7 protein-coding genes are annotated in these 17246 nt (G+C 70.3%); 1 reads left to right on the forward strand and 6 read right to left on the reverse strand.

Annotated features, from left to right (window positions below; all coding sequences use genetic code 11):
* Positions 1–8: 8 nt before the first annotated feature.
* Positions 9–3071, forward strand: a complete 3063-nt coding sequence (locus ACKTT0_RS20295) for a PAS domain S-box protein (RefSeq protein WP_407851574.1) — start codon at positions 9–11, stop codon at positions 3069–3071.
* Here the strand turns inward: ACKTT0_RS20295 and treY are convergent.
* From treY to treS, 6 genes are read right to left on the reverse strand one after another with little or no spacing between them, the layout of a single operon-like run.
* On the reverse strand, positions 3049–5676 hold the full coding sequence (gene treY / locus ACKTT0_RS20300; protein ID WP_407851575.1) for a malto-oligosyltrehalose synthase: 2628 nt from the start codon (positions 5674–5676) through the stop codon (positions 3049–3051). The two genes, ACKTT0_RS20295 and treY, sit on opposite strands and share 23 nt — an antisense overlap.
* On the reverse strand, positions 5673–7778 hold the full coding sequence (malQ, locus tag ACKTT0_RS20305) for a 4-alpha-glucanotransferase (RefSeq protein ID WP_407851576.1): 2106 nt from the start codon (positions 7776–7778) through the stop codon (positions 5673–5675). The genes treY and malQ overlap by 4 nt, the downstream gene beginning before the upstream one ends.
* Positions 7775–9559, reverse strand: a complete 1785-nt coding sequence (gene treZ / locus ACKTT0_RS20310) for a malto-oligosyltrehalose trehalohydrolase (RefSeq protein WP_407852469.1) — start codon at positions 9557–9559, stop codon at positions 7775–7777. The genes malQ and treZ overlap by 4 nt, the downstream gene beginning before the upstream one ends.
* A 26-nt stretch (positions 9560–9585) precedes the next feature.
* Positions 9586–11694, reverse strand: coding sequence for a glycogen debranching protein GlgX (gene glgX, locus ACKTT0_RS20315; protein WP_407851577.1), 2109 nt, complete (start codon positions 11692–11694; stop codon positions 9586–9588).
* Between the two features lies 1 nt (position 11695).
* Complete coding sequence (gene glgB, locus ACKTT0_RS20320) at positions 11696–13903, reverse strand: 1,4-alpha-glucan branching protein GlgB (protein ID WP_407851578.1); 2208 nt, start codon at positions 13901–13903, stop codon at positions 11696–11698.
* Entirely contained in the window at positions 13900–17238 is a 3339-nt protein-coding gene (gene treS / locus ACKTT0_RS20325) for a maltose alpha-D-glucosyltransferase (protein ID WP_407851579.1), read from the reverse strand. Before treS ends, glgB begins: the two co-directional genes overlap by 4 nt.
* Positions 17239–17246: the final 8 nt, after the last annotated feature.

A 17246-nucleotide genomic window follows, 5' to 3' on the forward strand; every position in this document is an offset into this window, starting at 1 on the left:
AGGGTGTGATGTTCAGCAAGCAAGACCGCGTTCGCAATCCATGGACCGACACGCGCGCCCGGCTGGAGGACGAGCGTGTCATGCTGCACCGTATCGCCACCGGCATGCCGTTGGACGACGTGATGGATCACGTCCTGCGCAGCATCGAGCAGCAGTCCAGCGTCGAATTGATTACGTCGATCGCGTTCGTCGACGAGGCCAATCATTGCCTGCGGCATGGCGTGGCGCCCGGCTTGCCCGCCGATTTCGTGGCGGCCATCGATGGCGCCGAGATCGCGCCGGACGTGGCGTCCTGGGGGGCCGCGGCGTACTTTGGCAGCCCGGTCTACATTGACGACATCGCGGTGCATCCCAATTGGCAGCCCTGGCGCGACCTGGCGCTCAAGCATGGCCTGCGGGCGTGCTGGTCCACGCCGATCAAGGGTACCGATGGCGGAGTGCTGGGAGTATTCTCGAATTATTATCGGGTGCGCCACCTGCCGTCCCCCTACGATATCGATGCGATGGCGCTGGTCACCCGCATGGCCGCGCTGGCCATCGAGCGCCATCGAACCGAGCAGGCGCTGCGCGACAGCAGCGAGCGCTGGCGCGGCATGTTCAACCGGATGCAGGAGGGTTTCTTCCTGGTCGAGGCCATGCGCGGCGGGGACGGCAAGGTGGCCGATTTCCGCTTCCTGGAGGTCAATCCCGCGTTCGAACAGCAGAGCGGCCTGCAATCGGGCGACACGCTCGGCCATTCGCTGCGCGAGATGATTCCCGGCGTGCCGGACCTCATCATGGAAACCTTCATCAATGTGGTGGAAAGCGGCGAATCGGCCCAGTTCGAACTGGCCGCGCCGCACCAGGGCCGCGAGGCCTGGTACGAAGCCCGCGTGCACAAAGAGGGGCCCGAGCGCATTACCGTGCTGGTGCTGGACATTACCGCGCGCAAGGCAGCCGAGGCCGAGTTGTGGGCCGAACAGCATCGCAAGAATTTCCTGCTGTCGCTGTCTGACCAGATGCGGGAGATCCATCAACAAGGCGATATCGAGCATGTGGCGTGCGAGGCGCTGGGACGGCACCTGGAGCTTAGCGTCGCGGCGGTGCTCGATTATGCGTCCGGCGAGGGGCCGCCGGGCGTCGCCACCTGCTGGATGTCGGAGCAGGCGCTCGCCGAAGGCGATACCTTCGAGCCGGACCAGCTCGGCGAAGAATGCAGCCAGGCTTTCGAGAACGGCCGCACAGCGTACATTTCGCCGCTGTTGACCACCGCGCGCGGCGACACCAGCCCCAAGGCGATCGCCGTGCCGTTGCGCCGCTGGGGCTGGCCGTCCGGCATGCTGTATGTGCGCCCGCACCCGAGCCACCGGCTCAAGGGGCCGGATATCGCCTTCATCGAGGGTGTCGCCGAACGCCTGTGCGAGGCGATCGAGCGGTCGCAATACGCGCGCGTCCTCGAGCAGCGCATCGAGTCGGCGATCGCGGAACGCGACCGGATCTGGCGGTTGTCTCCGGAGCTGCTGGCGGTAGCCAGTGCGCGCGGGCGCTTCGTCAGCGTCAATCCCGCGGTGCGCAGCATTCTTGGCTGGACGCCCGAGCAGTTCCTGGCCATGCCGCTGGCCGAACTGGCGCATCCGGACGACCAGCAGACCATCAAGGCAAGTCTGCTGCGGGGCGACGCCGCGGCCGAGCCGCCGGGCGTGCGGCACCTCGAGTGCCGCCTGTTGAACAAGCAGGGCACCTATAACTGGATCACCTGGACCATCTCCTGGGCGCACGACAATTTTTATCTGGTCGGGCGCGACGACACCGATTTCAAGATGCAGGCCGAGCAATTGCGCCAGGCTCACGCGGCCCTGCTGCAGTCGCAGAAGATGGAGGCGGTGGGCCAGCTGACGGGCGGCATTGCGCACGATTTCAACAATATGCTGCAAGGCATCAGCGGCGCGCTGTACCTGATCCAGCGCAAGCTGGACGCGGGCAAGTACGGCGAAGCGAACCGGTTCATCGAGACCGCCATGGATTCCACCGGACGGGCTGCGCGCCTGACGCAGCGCCTGCTGAGTTTCTCGCGGCGCCAGCCGCTGGATCCCAGGCCGCTCGACCCCGCCGCGGCGCTGGCCTCTATGGAAGACCTGTTCCGTCGCTACACCGGCGAGGGAATATCCCTGGCCTGCCGTGCCGCGCCGGACCTGTACATGGTCAAGTGCGACGTCAACCAGTTCGAAAGCGCGCTGCTCAACCTGGTGATCAATGCCTGTGATGCCATGCCGGATGGCGGGCAACTGACCGTGGAAGCGCTGAACGCCCGGCTGGACGCCGATTTCCTGCGGCGCTATCCCGACGTGCAGCCGGGCGAGTTCGTGGAGGTCCGCGTGGCTGATGAAGGCTGTGGCATGGCGCCAGAGGTGCTGGAGCGGGCCTTTGAGCCATTCTTCACCACCAAGCCGTTGGGCGAGGGCACCGGCCTGGGGCTGTCGACGATCTACAGCTTTGCGCGCCAGGCGGGCGGCCTGGTGGCGATGAGCAGCGAGCCGGGCGCCGGCACCGTGGTCAGGCTGTGCCTGCCGCGCTATGAGGGCGCGCAGGAGGACGGCAGGCCCGGCGCCGAGCCGGAGCGCGGCGATGCCGGCGAGCTGCCCGCCGAGGCGGTGGTGGTGCTGGTCGAGGACGATGTCAATGTGCGCGAGATGGTGCGCGAGAGCCTGGTCGGCCTGCGGCTGCGGGTGCTCGCCGCGTCGGATGGCGAGGCTGGCGCCAAGCTGGTGGCTGGAGCCCCGCGGGTGGACTTGCTGCTGACGGACGTGGGCCTGCCTGGCCTGAACGGCCGCCAGCTGGCCGACATGGCGCGCGAATCGCATTCCGGGCTCAAGGTGCTGTTCATGACCGGTTATGCCGAGAATGTGGTCGACGGCAGCGAATTCCAGGGCGATGGGCTGGAAGTCATCCTCAAGCCGTTTTCACTGGGTGAGTTGATCCGGCGGATCCGCAAGATACTGCGCAGCACGCCGCCGGCGGAACCTGCCGCCCGCGCGCCAGCTTCCGCCGCCGCGCGGGCCGGCGAGGCCTTCAGCCAGCCATCCGCACGGTGACTGGCAGCGTCTGCAGCAGCGGCGCGACGGGCACGCAGCCATGTGCGTCGGCGCGCGCGACATCCTGCGTGCGAAGATCGCGCCAGGGCTGGCGCACCAGACCGGCCGGCAGCCGGACCCGCGTGTCGGCCCAGAACTCGGCCGCCCGGTCAGGCTGGCCGGACGCGGCCAGCCGCATGCCGCACAGGCGCGGCGCCACTACCAGCGCATGCTGGTCGCCGTGGCTGCGCACATACGCCACCACATGGGCAGCCCGCGCGCCATGCACCGACAGCGGCAGATACGAGCCGTGCGCGAACAGCAACGGATAGCCGGCCCGCAACTGCAGCAGGTGATGGACAAGGGCCTGCTTGATTTGTCCGGATCGCCATGCCGGCGGCAGCCCGCCCCAATCCTGGCCGGCTTCCTGCGCAGCGGCCGCCGCGAGCGCGGCATGCCGCAGCGGGTAGTCCACCGGCCGACGGTTGTCGGGGTCCACCAGGCTGAAGTCCCACAGTTCGGTGCCTTGATACAGGTCGGGGACCCCCGGCACTGTCATGCGCAGCGCGACCTGGGCCAGGCTGTTGACCAGGCCGCCCGGCGCGATATGCCGCGCGAATGCGCCGATCTCGGCCAGCGGGACCGTGCCGCCCACGTTGTGTCGCAGGCGTTCCAGATAGTCGGCGCAGGCGGCCTCGTAGTCCGGGTCGGGCTCGGTCCAGCTGGAGTGCTGCTTGGCTTCGCGCACCGCCTTGGTCTGCCAGGCGCGCACACGTCCCAGGAACTCCTGCAGGCCGGCGTCGTCCGCCGGATCCAGACCGATCGGCCAGGCGCCCACCAGGGTCTGCAGCAGCAGGTAGCGATCCGCCGCGGATGGGGCCGTGCCGGCCGCGCCGAGCCAATGCTGGACGCGCCGCAGCCACTCCAGCGGGATCTCGGTCAGCACGGCCAGCCGCGCCCGCACGTCTTCCCCGCGCTTGTGGTCGTGCGTGGCGGTCGCCAGCATGGCGGCCGGGAAGCGCCGCGCCCGCGCGGCGCAGGCGCGATGGAAATCGGCCACCGACAGGGCGAACCGGTCCGGCGAGGCGCCGACTTCGTTGCGCGACAGCAGTGGCCCGTAGCGGTAGAACAGCGTATCTTCCAGCGCCTTGGCGGCCAGCGGCGGCGTGAGTTGCTGGAAGCGCCGCAGCGCTTCGCGCTGTGCTGCCGGCTGCGAGGCGCCGCCAGCCAGCCAGCGGCTCACCTGCTCGAGCAGCTGCCCATCGGCCCGCGACCAGGCCAGCCCGGGCAGGTGCCGCGCGCGCGCGGCGGCCGCCTGGCAGTGCGCCTGGTCGGCCGCATCGCGGCCGTGCGGGCCCGCATAAGTGCGATAGACGGTGAAGGCCGCGAGCCAGCGCGTCAGCACGCGGTCGATGGCATCCTCGCTCCAGTCGCGCGTGTCGGGGTCGAGGCGCGCCACCTGCAGCAGCGTGCGCGCCAGGGCGCGCCGTTCGGCGGCGAAATGGCGCGTGAGCATGCGCAGGCGCGCCGCTTCCAATTGTTCGCGCGCCGGCCTGGCGTCCCGCGACAGGACTTGCCAGGCCTGCGTGAGCACGGGCTCGGCGGCGGCGTCATGCAGCAGCGCGCCGACGTGGTCCATGAAGTCGTAGCCAGTGGTGCCGTCCACGTCCCACCGTTCGTCCAGGGTTTCGTCCGGGCCCAGGATCTTTTCCACCACCAGGTAGGGATCGCGCGGCAGGCCGGCGGTCAGGCGCGCGTGGCCGCATTCGCGCAACGCGGCCCGCAGCCGCCTGCAGTAGTCCAGGGGTTCGGCCAGGCCGTCGATGTGGTCGACCCGCACCCCGTCGATGAGGCCTTCTGCATACAGCCGCAGCGGCAGTGCGTGGACTGCGTCGAACACTTCGGGAAGCTCGACCCGGACACCCGCCAGCGTGGCGATTTCGAAGAAGCGGCGCCAGTTGATCTGGTCTGCCGCGGTGCGCCACCAGGCCAGCCGGTAGTGCTGGCGTTCCAGCAGGGCATGCAGGCGGGCGCGGCCGTCGGCGTCGGCCGGATCGTGCGATGCGCGCAAGATGCCGGGCGCGGCCTGCGCGGGTTGGGTGCCAGGCGCCAGCGGCAGCCGCGTGTCGCCGGCCTGTACCGCGAATCCGCCGCTGTCCGGCTCGTGGACGAGCGCGATGCCGCCGGCGCGCAACGTCTCGCCATACGGGTGCGCCAGGCAGGGCAGCAGCACTTTGCCCTGGAGCGCGGAATCGGCCGGCTGCCAATCGATGTCGAACCATGTGGCGTAGCGGCTGGCCGGCCCCTGCGCCAGCACATCCCGCCACCATGGGTTGGCGCTGTCGGCGGCCATGTGATTGGGCACGATATCGGCGATCAGGCCCATGTCGTGCTTGCGCAGGGCGTTCGCCAGGCGCCCCAGCGCGGCCTCGCCGCCCAGTTCCGGGTTGACGCGGCCGTGATCCACGACGTCGTAGCCGTGGGTCGAGCCGCGGCGCGCGCAACCGAGCGGCGAGAGGTAGAAATGGCTGATGCCCAGCCGCGCGTAGTATGGCACTTGCGCGGCGGCATCATCCAGCGTGAAACCGGCGTGCAGTTGCAGGCGAACGGTGGCGCGCGGGGTCATGGCGCGCTCCGGCAGGCCTTGATCGTGTCGATGCGCGCGCGCACGGTCGGGTCGGCCAGCAACCGTGCGCACCCGTGCGGCAGGCGCTGGCGCCAGTTGGGGTGCCCGGAGGTGGTGCCGGGCAGGTTGGGCTGGTCGGCCTGGCCGGCCAGGTCTTCCAGCGGCGCGAGCATCAGCGGGGCGGGCGTGGCGGCGACGAAACCCAGCATGGCCGCGACCGGCGCTTCCCGCGGCGCGGGTCCGGCGCGCGCCAGCCGCGCCGCGCGCAGGCTCGCCCACAGCGCGTCGCGCTCGCTGCTGCGGGCCTGGCGGGCGGCGCGGCCGGCGGCGGCCGGCGTGGCGCCGAGTTGTTCGCGCCAATCCAGGTCGCGCTCTTCCCACCAGCCGCGCAGGGTAGGGAGGTCGTGCGTATCCGGCATGGCAATGGCATCGGCCGGCCAGCGCGCCGGCGGGACGAAGGCGGGCGCCGCCCCGGCGGGGCGGGCGGCGGTCTGGAACCACAGCACGCTGGTGCCCAGCACGCCGCTTTGCGCCAGGCGCTCGTTGAAGCCTTCGGGTACGGTGCCGAGGTTCTCTCCCACGATCAGCGCCGCATGGCGCCAGGCCTCCAGCGCAATCAGGCGCAGCAGGTCGTCGAGGGGGTAGCGCAGGTAGGCGCCCTGTGCCGGCGCGGCGCCGCGCGGCACCAGCCACAGGCGCGCCAGTCCCAGGACGTGGTCGATGCGCAGTCCGCCGGTGTCGGCCAGCGCGGCGCGCAGCATCTCGATGAAGGCGGCATAGCCGGTGGCGCGCAGCGCGCGCGGCGAGAAAGCCGCCAGGCCCCATTGCTGGCCGGCGGGCTGGAACAAATCCGGCGGCGCGCCGATGGTCACGCCGTCCAGGATGTCGGCCTGGCGGCTCCAGGCGTGGCTGCCGCACGGGTCAGTGCCGACCGCGAGATCGGCGATCAGGCCCAGCCGCATGCCGGCGCCGCGCGCCCGGGCCTGGGCTTGCGCCAGGCTGGCGCGCGCCAGCCATTGCATGAATACGTGGAAGGCCACTTCGCGTTCATGCGCCGCGCCGAAGCCGCGGGTGCGCGGCGAGCTCGGATCGCGCAACTCCTCGGGCCACTGGCGCCAGTCCCGCACGGCGCCGGGGCCCGCGCCATGGCGCGCGTGCAGCACTTCAAACACCGCGTGGTTCTGCAACGCATCGCCGCCGGCCTGGCGGAATTGCGCGAAAGCATCGCGCAACGCCGGCACCGCCTCGTCCAGCCGCTCGTAGAGCCGCCGCAGCAGCGCCAGGCGCAGCGCGCCCGCGGCCTGCCAGTCGATGAGGGAAGCGCGTTCCAGCCGGGCAGCGCGTTCCGGGCCGCCGATGTCCGCCATGGCCGTGCGCACGGCGTCCGGGCCGAACACGGCGCATGGGTCGGCGTACAACGCGTTCAGGAACAGGCGGCTGGAAGGAGCGTAAGGGCTGCAAGCGGCGGGATCGGCGCCGAACATGGCGTGCACCGGGCTGATGGCCAGCGCATCCGCGCCGTGGCGGGCCGCCTCGGCCGCCAGATCGGCGAGCGCACCGAAGTCGCCATAGCCGCCCGCCGCTGGATGGGCGGCCGGGTCATCGTGGCGCAAGCTGTAGACCTGCGCCGCGATACCCCAGGCGCGCGGCACTTGCTGCTGCAGCAGCTCCGCCGGCGACGGACAGCGCGGCGGTGCCGCGGCCAGCATGGTGGATGCGCCGTCGAGCTCGAGCCGGTGATATCCGGGCTGTTGCGGAATGGGGAGGTAGCCGCGGCCGTCCTGGCTGAGGGTGTGGCCATCCAGTACGGCGCCATCTTCGCATTCGATGCGGTAGGGCCGCGGGCGGTTTTCTGGCAACGGCAGCCGCCCGCCCGCGTCAACCACCGCGAGCGCCGGCGCAGCGGCGGGCTGGCGCAGCCGCGCCAGGCTGTCGCGCGCCTGCGCGGCGGTGCCGGTCGGCAGGTCGAGCGCCTCCAGCACGGCGCGCAGCGACTCGGCGGAGACGGTTTGCGGCCGTCCGTGGGCATCCAGCCATCGCACGGCGATGCCGGCGGCATCGGCCAGCAGCGCCAGCGGGTCCGAGGCCGGCGGCGTGCTCATTGGGCTTCCTCCAGCAGGCAGATGGTGCACGCGCCGGGCAGCGCGCCACGGCGGAGCGCGTCGAGCGCGCCATGGCAGCTTTCGAACAGCAGCACGCCGGCGCCGCTCCGCGGCATCGCGGCGGACATGGCCGCTTCGGCCTCGCCCAGATTGGCGTACAACGACAGGCGCGCGCCGTCGTTCATGCGCCAGTGCGCGGCCACTGCGCACGGCCCGAGGGCATCGGCGCGCTCGGCGCGGGCGCCGGGCAGGCGCGGCACGAGAAAATGCCGGCGCACGGCCAGCAGGGCCCGGTAATACTCCAGCCATTGGGCCGCCTCGGCGCCGTCGGCCCAGGGATAGCAGCACGCGTAGGTCTCGTAGTCGTTGGGGTCCGGCAGGGGCCCCGCGGCGGCGTCGAGGCGGAATTCGCGCTGGCGTCCGGTCCGCACCGCTTCCGCCAGCGCGGGGTCGGCATGGTCGGTGAAATACAGGAAAGGCGCTTGCGAACCGCATTCCTCCCCCATGAAGACCAGCGGGATCTGCGGGGCCAGCAATTGCAGCGCGACAGCGGCCCGCAATGTATCGGGATGCTCGCCCACCAGCGTGCGCAGCCGCTCGCCCAGCGCGCGATTGCCGATCTGGTCGTGGTTCTGCAGGAACAGCACGAAGGCGGTGGGTGGCAGGTCCGCGCTCGGTTCGCCGCGCCGCCGGGCGGCATCGCGCCGCGTCGGCTCGCCCTGGTAGACAAAACCTTCGGCCAGGCAGCGCGCCAGCATCGCGGCGGGCGCCTCGGCGTAGTCCGCGTAGTAGCCGTGCGTCTCGCCGGTCAACAGGTGGTGCAGGACGTGGTGGCCGTCGTCGTTCCATTGCGCGTCGTAGCCCCGGGCCAGCAGCGAAGCGCGATTGTCATCGTTTTCCACCACCAGGTGGATGTGGCGCTGCGCGGGAATATGGCCGCGCACATAGCGGGCCAGGTCGGGCAGCCATTCGGGATTGGCGATGGCGTGGACGGCATCGAGGCGCAGACCGTCGAAGCGGTACTCCGTCAGCCAGTACAGCGCGTTTTCTTCGAAGAAACGCCGCACTTCCCGGCGGCGGAAATCGATGGCCGGGCCCCACGGGGTTTCCAGGTCGCGGCGGAAGAATGGCGCGGCGTAGCTGGGCAGATAGTTGCCGTCCGGTCCGAAGTGGTTGTAGACCACATCCAGCATGACACTCATGTCCAGCGTATGGGCGGTGTCGATCAGGTGTTTCAGCTGCAGCGGCGTGCCGTAGCGGGTATCGGGCGCGAAGGGCAGCACGCCGTCGTATCCCCAGTTGCGCCGGCCGGGGAAGTCGGCGATCGGCATCAGTTGCACGACGGTGATGCCCAGTGAGGCCAGGTGCGGCAAGCGTTCTTCGAGGCCGGCAAAGCCGCCTGCCAGGCCGGGGTGGACTTCGTAGATGACGGCCTGCTCCCAGGGGCGGCCCGACCAGTCGGGACGGGACCAGGTGTAGCCGCCAGGCGCCGTCACCACGCTGGCGCCGTGTGCGTCGTCGGCCTGCTGCCGCGATGCCGGATCGGGCACCCGGCGCCCGTCGCCGAGGCAGTAGCGATAGCGCGCGCCGGCCGGACAAGCCACGCGCGCCTCGATCCAGCCCTGGGCGTCCGGGCGCAGCGGGATGGGATCCATGCCCTCGATCTCGAGCGCGAGGGAGGCCGGCGCTGTAGGCGCCCACAGGCGGAAGCGGGTGGTGCCGTCGGGCATGAGCAGCGCGCCGAAGCGCGGCAGGGCGTCGTCGAACGGGGCGCCCGGCATCGTGGCCGGGCTGGCGGGGGAAATATTCATGGAGCGGCTCCGGGGACGCGGGCGCCGAGCAGCGCCAGGCTGTGGGCGGCCACTTCGACCTGGGCGCTAGCGGCCGGCCGCGCGTCTGCCTGGGGGTTGGCGCTGTCTACCGCCAGTGTCCATGCCAGCGGGGGGGCCGGCAGGTGGAAGGTCGCCGGCGTGTCGCCGGCGTTGAGCAGCAGCAGGGTGACGTCGGCTCCGTCGCCGGTCGGGCAGGCGCGTCGCATGGCCAGTGTGCGGCGGCCTGTGTCCTGCCAGTGCGCCGCCTCCATCGGCTCGCCGTTCTCGTTGAACCAGCTCAGCGCCGGCACGCCGGGCGCCACCTCGCGGTTCGCGTCGCCATAGCGGTCCGCGCGCAGGCTGGGATGCGCGCGCCGCAGGGCGGCGAGGCGGCCGGCATAGCGCGCCAGGCCCGCGCCGGGTTCATGGGTGGCCTGGGTCCAGTCGAGCCAGCTGATGGGATTGTCCTGGCAGTAGGCGTTGTTATTGCCTTCCTGCGAGTTGCCGAACTCGTCGCCGGCCAGCAGCATGGGTGTGCCGTCGGCCAGCAGCACCGTGGCCAGCAGCGCATGCTGGGCGCGCGCGCGCAGCGCCTGCACCGTCTCGCCGCCGCCCGGGCCTTCGTGGCCCCAGTTGGCGCTGAAGTTCTCCGCGTGGCCGTCGTTGCCGCCCTCGCCGTTGGCTTCGTTGTGGCTGGCGCCGTAGGTGACCAGGTCGCGCAGGGTAAAGCCGTCGTGCGAGGCAACGTAGTTGATGCTGGCCCAGGGGCGGCGGTGGCGCCGGTCGAACAAGTCGCGCGAGCCCGCCAGCCGGGCCGCCAGTTCGCCCACCATGCCGTCGTCGGCGCGCCAGTAGCGCCGCACGCCGTCGCGGAACTTGTCGTTCCATTCGGCGAAGCCGGGCGGATGCTGGCCCAGCTGGTAGCCGTCCGGCCCCACGTCCCAGGGTTCGGAGATCAGTTTGAGGCGCGCCAGCTCCGGATCCTGCAGGATGGCATCGAAGAAGCCCGAGCCCGGATCGAAGCCCGTGCCTTCACGTCCCAGCGTGACGCCCAGGTCGAAGCGGAAACCGTCGACCCGGTAGGCCGCTGCCCAGTAGCGCAGCGAGTCCATCACCATTTGCAGCACCCGCGGATGCGAAATATTGAGGGTGTTGCCGCAGCCCGTGTCGTTGATGTAGTGGCGTTCCTCGCCGGGCACCAGGCGGTAGTAACTGGCATTGTCGAGCCCGCGCCACGACAGGGTGGGCCCCAGTTCGCTGCCCTCGCAGGTGTGGTTGTAGACCACGTCGAGGATTACCTCGATGCCGGCGGCATGCAGGCGCCGCACCGCCTGCTTGAGTTCGTTGGGGCCGCCGTGCGGCACGTAGGCTGGCTCGGGCGCGAAGAACGACAGGGTGCTGTAGCCCCAATAGTTGCGCAGGCCGCGCTCGACCAGGAAGCGGTCCTGCAGGAATGCGTGCACAGGCAGCAGCTCGACCGCGGTGACGCCCAGGCGGTGCAAGTGGTCGATGAAGCGCGGGTCGGCCAGCGCGGTCGCGGTGCCGCGCAGCGGCGCGCGCAGGTCTTCGCGCTGCATCGAGGCGCCGCGCAGGTGCACTTCGTACAGTATCGTCTCGTTCCACGGCGTGGCGGGCGGCACGCTGCGGCCCCAGTCGAAGTAGTCGTCCACCACGATGGCCTTGGGCATCGCCAGCGCGCTGTCGCGGCGGTCCATGCTGAGGTCGGCCTTGGCATGCTGCAGGCGGTAGCCGAACAGCGCGTCGGACCAGCGCGGCGAGCCGGTCAGGCGCCGTGCGTAAGGGTCCAGCAACAGCTTGTGCGGATTGAAGCGGTGGCCATTGCGCGGGTCATACGGGCCGTGCGCGCGGTATCCATACACCAGCCCGGGCTGGGCATCGGGCAGGTAGCCGTGCCAGATCTCGTCGGTGCATTCGGGCAGCGGCAGGCGGCAGAGTTCCTTGCGGCCGCGGTCGTCGAACAGGCACAGCTCGATGCGGGTCGCGTTGGCGGAGAAGACCGCGAAGTTGACGCCCAGCCCGTCGCTCGTCGCGCCCAGCGGGTGGGGCGTTCCCGCGGTCAGCCGGCGTTGTGCGGGGATGGCCATGTCATACCTCGTGTCGTAGCAGCAGGGTGGAGAGCGGCGGCAGAGTCAGCGTCACCGATTGCGGCTGGCCGTGTGCCGGGGCGTCTTGCGTATGAGCCAGGATAGGCGCGGCCAGCCCGGCGCCGCCGTAGGCGGCATCGTCCGTGTTGATCCGCTGGCGCCAGCGCCCGGCCATCGGCACGCCGATGCGGTAGTCGTGGCGCGCTACCGGCGTGAAATTGCAGATCGCCAGCACATGATGCTCGCCGTCGGTGCGCACGAATGCCAGCACGCTGTTGGTCTCGTCGTCGCCCACCATCCAGGCGAAGCCGGCGGGGTCGGCGTCGCGCCGGTGCAGCTCCGGCAGCTCGCAATACAGATGGTTCAGGTCGGCCACCAGCCGCTGCATGCCGCGCCGGGCCGGATCGTCCAGCAGGTTCCAGTCAAGCGGGACATCGTGATTCCATTCGCTTTCCTGGGCGATCTCGCCGCCCATGAACAGCAGCTTCTTGCCCGGATGCGCCCACATATAGCCGTAGTACAGCCGTAGCTGGGCCATGCGGTCGGCCGGGCTGCCGGGCATCTTGCCCAGCAGCGAGCCCTTGCCGTGCACTACCTCGTCGTGCGACAGCGGCAGGATGTAGCGCTCGGAATAGGCGTACATCATGCCGAAGGTCACGTCGTGATGGTGGTACCGACGGTGCACCGGATCATGGCGCATGTAGCGCAGCGTATCGTGCATCCAGCCCATGTTCCACTTGTAGTCGAAGCCCAGGCCGCCGTCGCGCGCCGGCGCGGTCACGCCCGGCCAGGCGGTCGATTCCTCGGCCACCGTGATGGCGCCCGGGCATTCACACGCCACCACGGTATTGAGCTCGCGCAGGAAATCCACTGCCTCGAGATTCTCGCGCCCGCCGTAGCGGTTGGGTATCCATTCGCCCGGCGCGCGGCTGTAGTCCCGGTACAGCATGGACGCCACGGCGTCGACGCGCAGGCCGTCCACGTGGAAATCGCGCAGCCAGTGCAGGGCACTGGCGATCATGTAGGCCTTCACTTCGGTGCGTCCCAGGTTGTAGACCAGGGTGTTCCAGTCGGGGTGGAAGCCTTCGCGCGGATCGGCGTACTCGTACAGGGCCGTGCCGTCGAACCGCGCCAGCCCGTGCGGGTCGTCGGGAAAATGCGCCGGGACCCAGTCCAGGATCACGCCCAGCCCGGCCGCGTGGCATTGATCGACGAAGCGCGCGAAGTCGGCCGGCGTCCCGTAGCGCGCGCTGGGCGCGAACATGCCGAGCGGTTGGTAGCCCCAGGAGCCGCCGAATGGATGCTCCATGATCGGCATCAGCTCGACATGCGTGAAGCCGAGCGCGCGGGCATAGGCCGGCAGGCGGGCGGCCAGCCGGTCCCACAGCGGCCCGGGCGCGGGGTCGTCCAGCCATGAGCCGACGTGGACTTCATAGATGGCGAGCGGCGCGTCCGGGCCCTGGCGCGCCGCACGGCCGTTCATCCAGGCGCCGTCGGTCCAGGAAAAAGGCGTGGCGTCCGGCACGATCGATGCCGTGGCGGGCGGCGCCTCGGCCTGCCGGGCCATGGGATCGGCGCGCAGGGTGGTGACATCGTCCGCGCCGAGTATCTGGTATTTGTAGCGGCTGCATGGCGCCACCCCGGGCACGAAGATCTCCCAGACCCCGGCGGCATGGCGCAGCCGCATGCCGTGGCGCAGGCCGTTCCAGCCGTTGAAATCGCCGACCACCGCCACGCGCCGCGCGTTGGGGGCCCACACCGCGAACCGCACGCCGGTTATGCCGTCGATTTCGCAGTCGCGCGGGCCCAGGCATTGCCCGGCATACAGCCAGGAGCCCTGGGCCAGCATTTCCAGGTGCGATTCCTCCAGTAGCGGCCCGAAGGCGTAAGGGTCGTCCAGGAGCTCGGCGCCGCCGCCCGGCCAGCGCACCCGCAGCCGGTAGCGGGGCCGGCCGGTCCGGCAGTGCGCGCTGATGTCGGCCGCATACAGCCCGTCGCCGACCGGCGGCAGCGCCAGCTCGGCGCCGTCCTCGAAGACGGCATCGACCCCCAGCGCGCAGGGCATCAGCACGCGCAGCACGGTGCGGCCGTCCAGCTGGTGCGGACCGAGCACCCCGAAGGCGTCGCCATGCCGGCCGGCCAGCAGGGCTTCCTGGACGGATGGCGCGATACCGTGGCTGTGCACAGCAGGACTGGCAGCGTCGCTCATGGGCGGTGTTCCTCGTGGTCGATGGCGGCGGATATCAGGAGCGAACGCGCCAGCTCGGCCAGTCCGCACAATGGAATGGAGACCCAGTCCGGCCGGTGCCTGGCTTCGTAGCAGATTTCGTAGGCGGCCTTCTCGATCAGGGCGGCCTGGATCAGCGCCTGCTCGCGCTCTGGTGGCAGCGCCAGCGCGTCATCCGCGCCGCTGTGGTAGCCCTGCATGAAAGCCTGCTCGGCGCGCGCGCGGAATTGTTCCAGCAGGAGGCCGCGGCGGTCCTGCTGGGCATCGGCCGCCGGGCCCGCGCCGGCCGCGCCCGCCGTCGGCGGGCTGCCCAGGGGATCGCCGCGGCTGACCGTGGCCGCCGCGTAGTCGAACGAGCGCAGCATGCCGGCCACGTCTTTCAGCGGACTGCTCTTGGCCCGGCGCGCCGACAGCGGCCGTCCCGGTTCGCCCTCGAAGTCGATCAGATAAGCGTCGGTCTGCGCCAGCAGCACCTGGCCGAGGTGAAAATCGCCATGGATGCGCAAGTGCGGCGCGCCGGTCTCGGCCTGCGCCAGCACCGCGATCTGCCCCGCCAGCCGGTCGCGGTGTTCGTCCAGCCAGGCGGCGCAGGCGCGCGCGCCGGGTTCCAGCGTGTCGCGCAAGCCGCGCAAGGTGTGCAGGGCGCGGTCCAGCATGGCGACGATCTGGTCGGCACGCGCCCGCGCGTCTTCGGTCTGCGCGACCTGCGGGGCGAAGGCCGGGTCGTCGCAGGGGCGGGCCAGCACGCTGTGCAGTTCGGCCAGGCGGCGGCCCACCGTGCAGGCGACAGTGGCGTAGCCGGCCAGTCCCTCGTTGAATTCCTCGACGCTGGCGTCGCGCAACAGGGCATCCTCGAGCGCGCGCTTGAGATAGTCGATGGTCCAGACCCAGGCGTCCCCCTCATGGACCAGGTAGGCGTGCAGCAGGGCCAGCGTGCGGGTCGAGCCATCGGCGTCGCGGCGCGCCACTTCGCCCAGCAGGGCCGGGGTATTGGCGTAGCCCGCCTGGGTCAGGCGGCGCGACATCTCCACTTCGGGAAATACGCCTGCCTCCACGCGACGCAGGATCTTCAGGATGGCGGCGTCGCCGATCGTCACCGAGCTGTTGGTCTGCTCGCCGCCGTGCCAGTGCAGCGGCGCGTCGGCCGGCAGGTCCAAGTCGCGCAACCCGGGTTCGGCCAGGAAACACAAGGTGGACTGCGATTCGCCGCCGGCCGGCTGCTCGCGCCCGGCCCGCAGCGCGGCCACCAGGGTGCGCACGAAGCCCTCCTGCAGCGATGCGTCGGTCAGCACGCCGACATCGGCGCCGCGCCGCGTGCGGGCCAGCACATAGTGCTGCTGCGGCGCGGCCTTCCAGGCCACGGCCAGCGGCACATGCAGGCGCTGGCGCGCGGCGCCCGCGCCGGTCTCGATCTCGGTGACCAGGTATTCCTCGGCGCCGCCGCCCGCCAGGGGCGTGCTGTCGACCAGACGCGCCTCGTCGATGCGCCGCTCGGCGGGGAACCAGCGCTGCCGCTGCAGGAACGTGGGCAGGACATCGTGCTCGAGCGCACGGCGCGAGGACTCTGTCAGCGCGAAGCCGCTACGGCCGCGCAAGACCAGGGTGGTCAATTCCGGCATGCGGGCGGGCGCCTGCGCGTGCCAGGCCGGCGACGGCCGGTCGCTGGACAGCTCGAACCAGTAGAAGGCATACGGCGGCAGGGTCAGCAGGTAAGGCAGCTTGCCGATGTCCGGAAACGGGCTTTCGCCCAGCATTTCCACCGGCACCTTGCCATCGAATTCGGCCAGGTCCAGTTCCACCGGCTGGGCGGTATTGGACAGGTTCGCCACGCACAAGATGGTGGCCTCGCCGTCCTGGCGCAGATAGGCCAGGATCTTGCGGTTGCCCGGATACAGGAAGCGCAGCGAGCCGCGCCCGAAGATCTTCAGCTGGCGGCGGATCGCGACCATGCGGCGCGTCCAGTTCAGCAGCGAATGCGGGTCGCGTTGCTGGGCCTCGACATTGACCGCCTCATAGCCATACAGCGGCCCCATCAGGATGGGCAAGGGCAGGCGTTCTGGGTCGGCGCGCGAGAAACCGCCGTTGCGGTCGGGCGACCACTGCATGGGCGTGCGCACGCCGTCGCGGTCGCCCAGGTGGATGTTGTCCCCCATGCCCAGTTCATCGCCGTAGTACAGCACCGGCGTGCCCGGCATGGACAGCAGCAGGCTGTTCATCAGCTCGATGCGCCGCCGGTCCCGTTCCAGCAGCGGCGCCAGCCGCCGGCGAATGCCCAGGTTGATGCGTGCGCGCGGATCGGCCGCGTAGACGTTCCACAGGTAGTCGCGCTCTTCGCTGGTGACCATTTCCAGAGTCAGCTCGTCGTGATTGCGCAGGAAAATCGCCCACTGGCAGGTCGGCGGGATCTCCGGCGTCTGCTTGATGATGTCCGTGATGGGGAAACGGTCTTCCTGGGCGATGGCCATGTACATGCGCGGCATCAGCGGGAAGTGGAATGACATGTGGCATTCGTCGCCAGTGCCGAAGTATTCCTGCGCGTCCTCCGGCCACTGGTTGGCCTCGGCCAGCAGCATGCGGCCCGGATACTCCGCGTCGATGACGGCACGGATGCGGCGCAGGACCTGGTGCGTCTCCGGCAGGTTCTCGTTGTTGGTGCCCTCGCGCTCGACCAGGTAGGGCACCGCATCCAGCCGCATGCCGTCCACGCCCATGTCGAGCCAATAGCGCATGACTGAGATGATTTCCTTCAGCACCTGCGGATTGTCATAGTTCAGGTCGGGCTGGTGCGAATAGAACCTGTGCCAGAAGTAGGCCCCCGCCACCGGGTCGCGGGTCCAGTTGGATTTTTCCGTATCGCAGAAGATGATGCGGGTGCCGGCATAGGCCTGGTCATCGTCAGACCACACGTAATAGTTGCGCGCGGCGCTGCCGGGACGGGCGCGCCGCGCGCGCTGGAACCACGGGTGCTGGTCGGAAGTGTGGTTGACCACCAGCTCCGTGATGACGCGCAGGCCGCGCGCATGCGCGGCGCGGATGAAGCGGCGCGCGTCGGCGATGGTGCCGTAGTCGGGGTGCACGCCGCGATAGTCCGCGATGTCGTAGCCGTCGTCGCGCCGCGGCGAAGGATAGAACGGCAGCAGCCAGATCGTGTCTACGCCCAGGCTGGCGATGTAGTCCAGTTTCTCGGTCAGCCCGGGAAAATCGCCGATGCCGTCATTGTTGGCATCGTAGAACGAGCGGATGTGCAACTGGTAGATGACCGCATCCTTGTACCAGAGCGGCGTATCGTGCGGCGGGGCGGAGGAAGCTGGCGACATGATGGTTC

The sequence above is a fragment of the Bordetella saccharivorans genome (assembly GCF_045862855.1).
In the GTDB taxonomy this organism is placed as follows: Bacteria; Pseudomonadota; Gammaproteobacteria; order Burkholderiales; family Burkholderiaceae_B; genus Bordetella_A; species Bordetella_A petrii_F.

Coding starts and splice junctions, on each gene's coding strand:
- treY (WP_407851575.1), bottom strand. CDS start 5,676: ATGACCCCGCGCGCCACCGTTCGCCTGCAACTGCACGCCGGTTTCACG.
- treS (WP_407851579.1), bottom strand. CDS start 17,238: ATGTCGCCAGCTTCCTCCGCCCCGCCGCACGATACGCCGCTCTGGTAC.
- glgX (WP_407851577.1), bottom strand. CDS start 11,694: ATGGCCATCCCCGCACAACGCCGGCTGACCGCGGGAACGCCCCACCCG.
- treZ (WP_407852469.1), bottom strand. CDS start 9,559: ATGCCGGGCGCCCCGTTCGACGACGCCCTGCCGCGCTTCGGCGCGCTG.
- glgB (WP_407851578.1), bottom strand. CDS start 13,903: ATGAGCGACGCTGCCAGTCCTGCTGTGCACAGCCACGGTATCGCGCCA.
- malQ (WP_407851576.1), bottom strand. CDS start 7,778: ATGAGCACGCCGCCGGCCTCGGACCCGCTGGCGCTGCTGGCCGATGCC.
- ACKTT0_RS20295 (WP_407851574.1), top strand. CDS start 9: ATGTTCAGCAAGCAAGACCGCGTTCGCAATCCATGGACCGACACGCGC.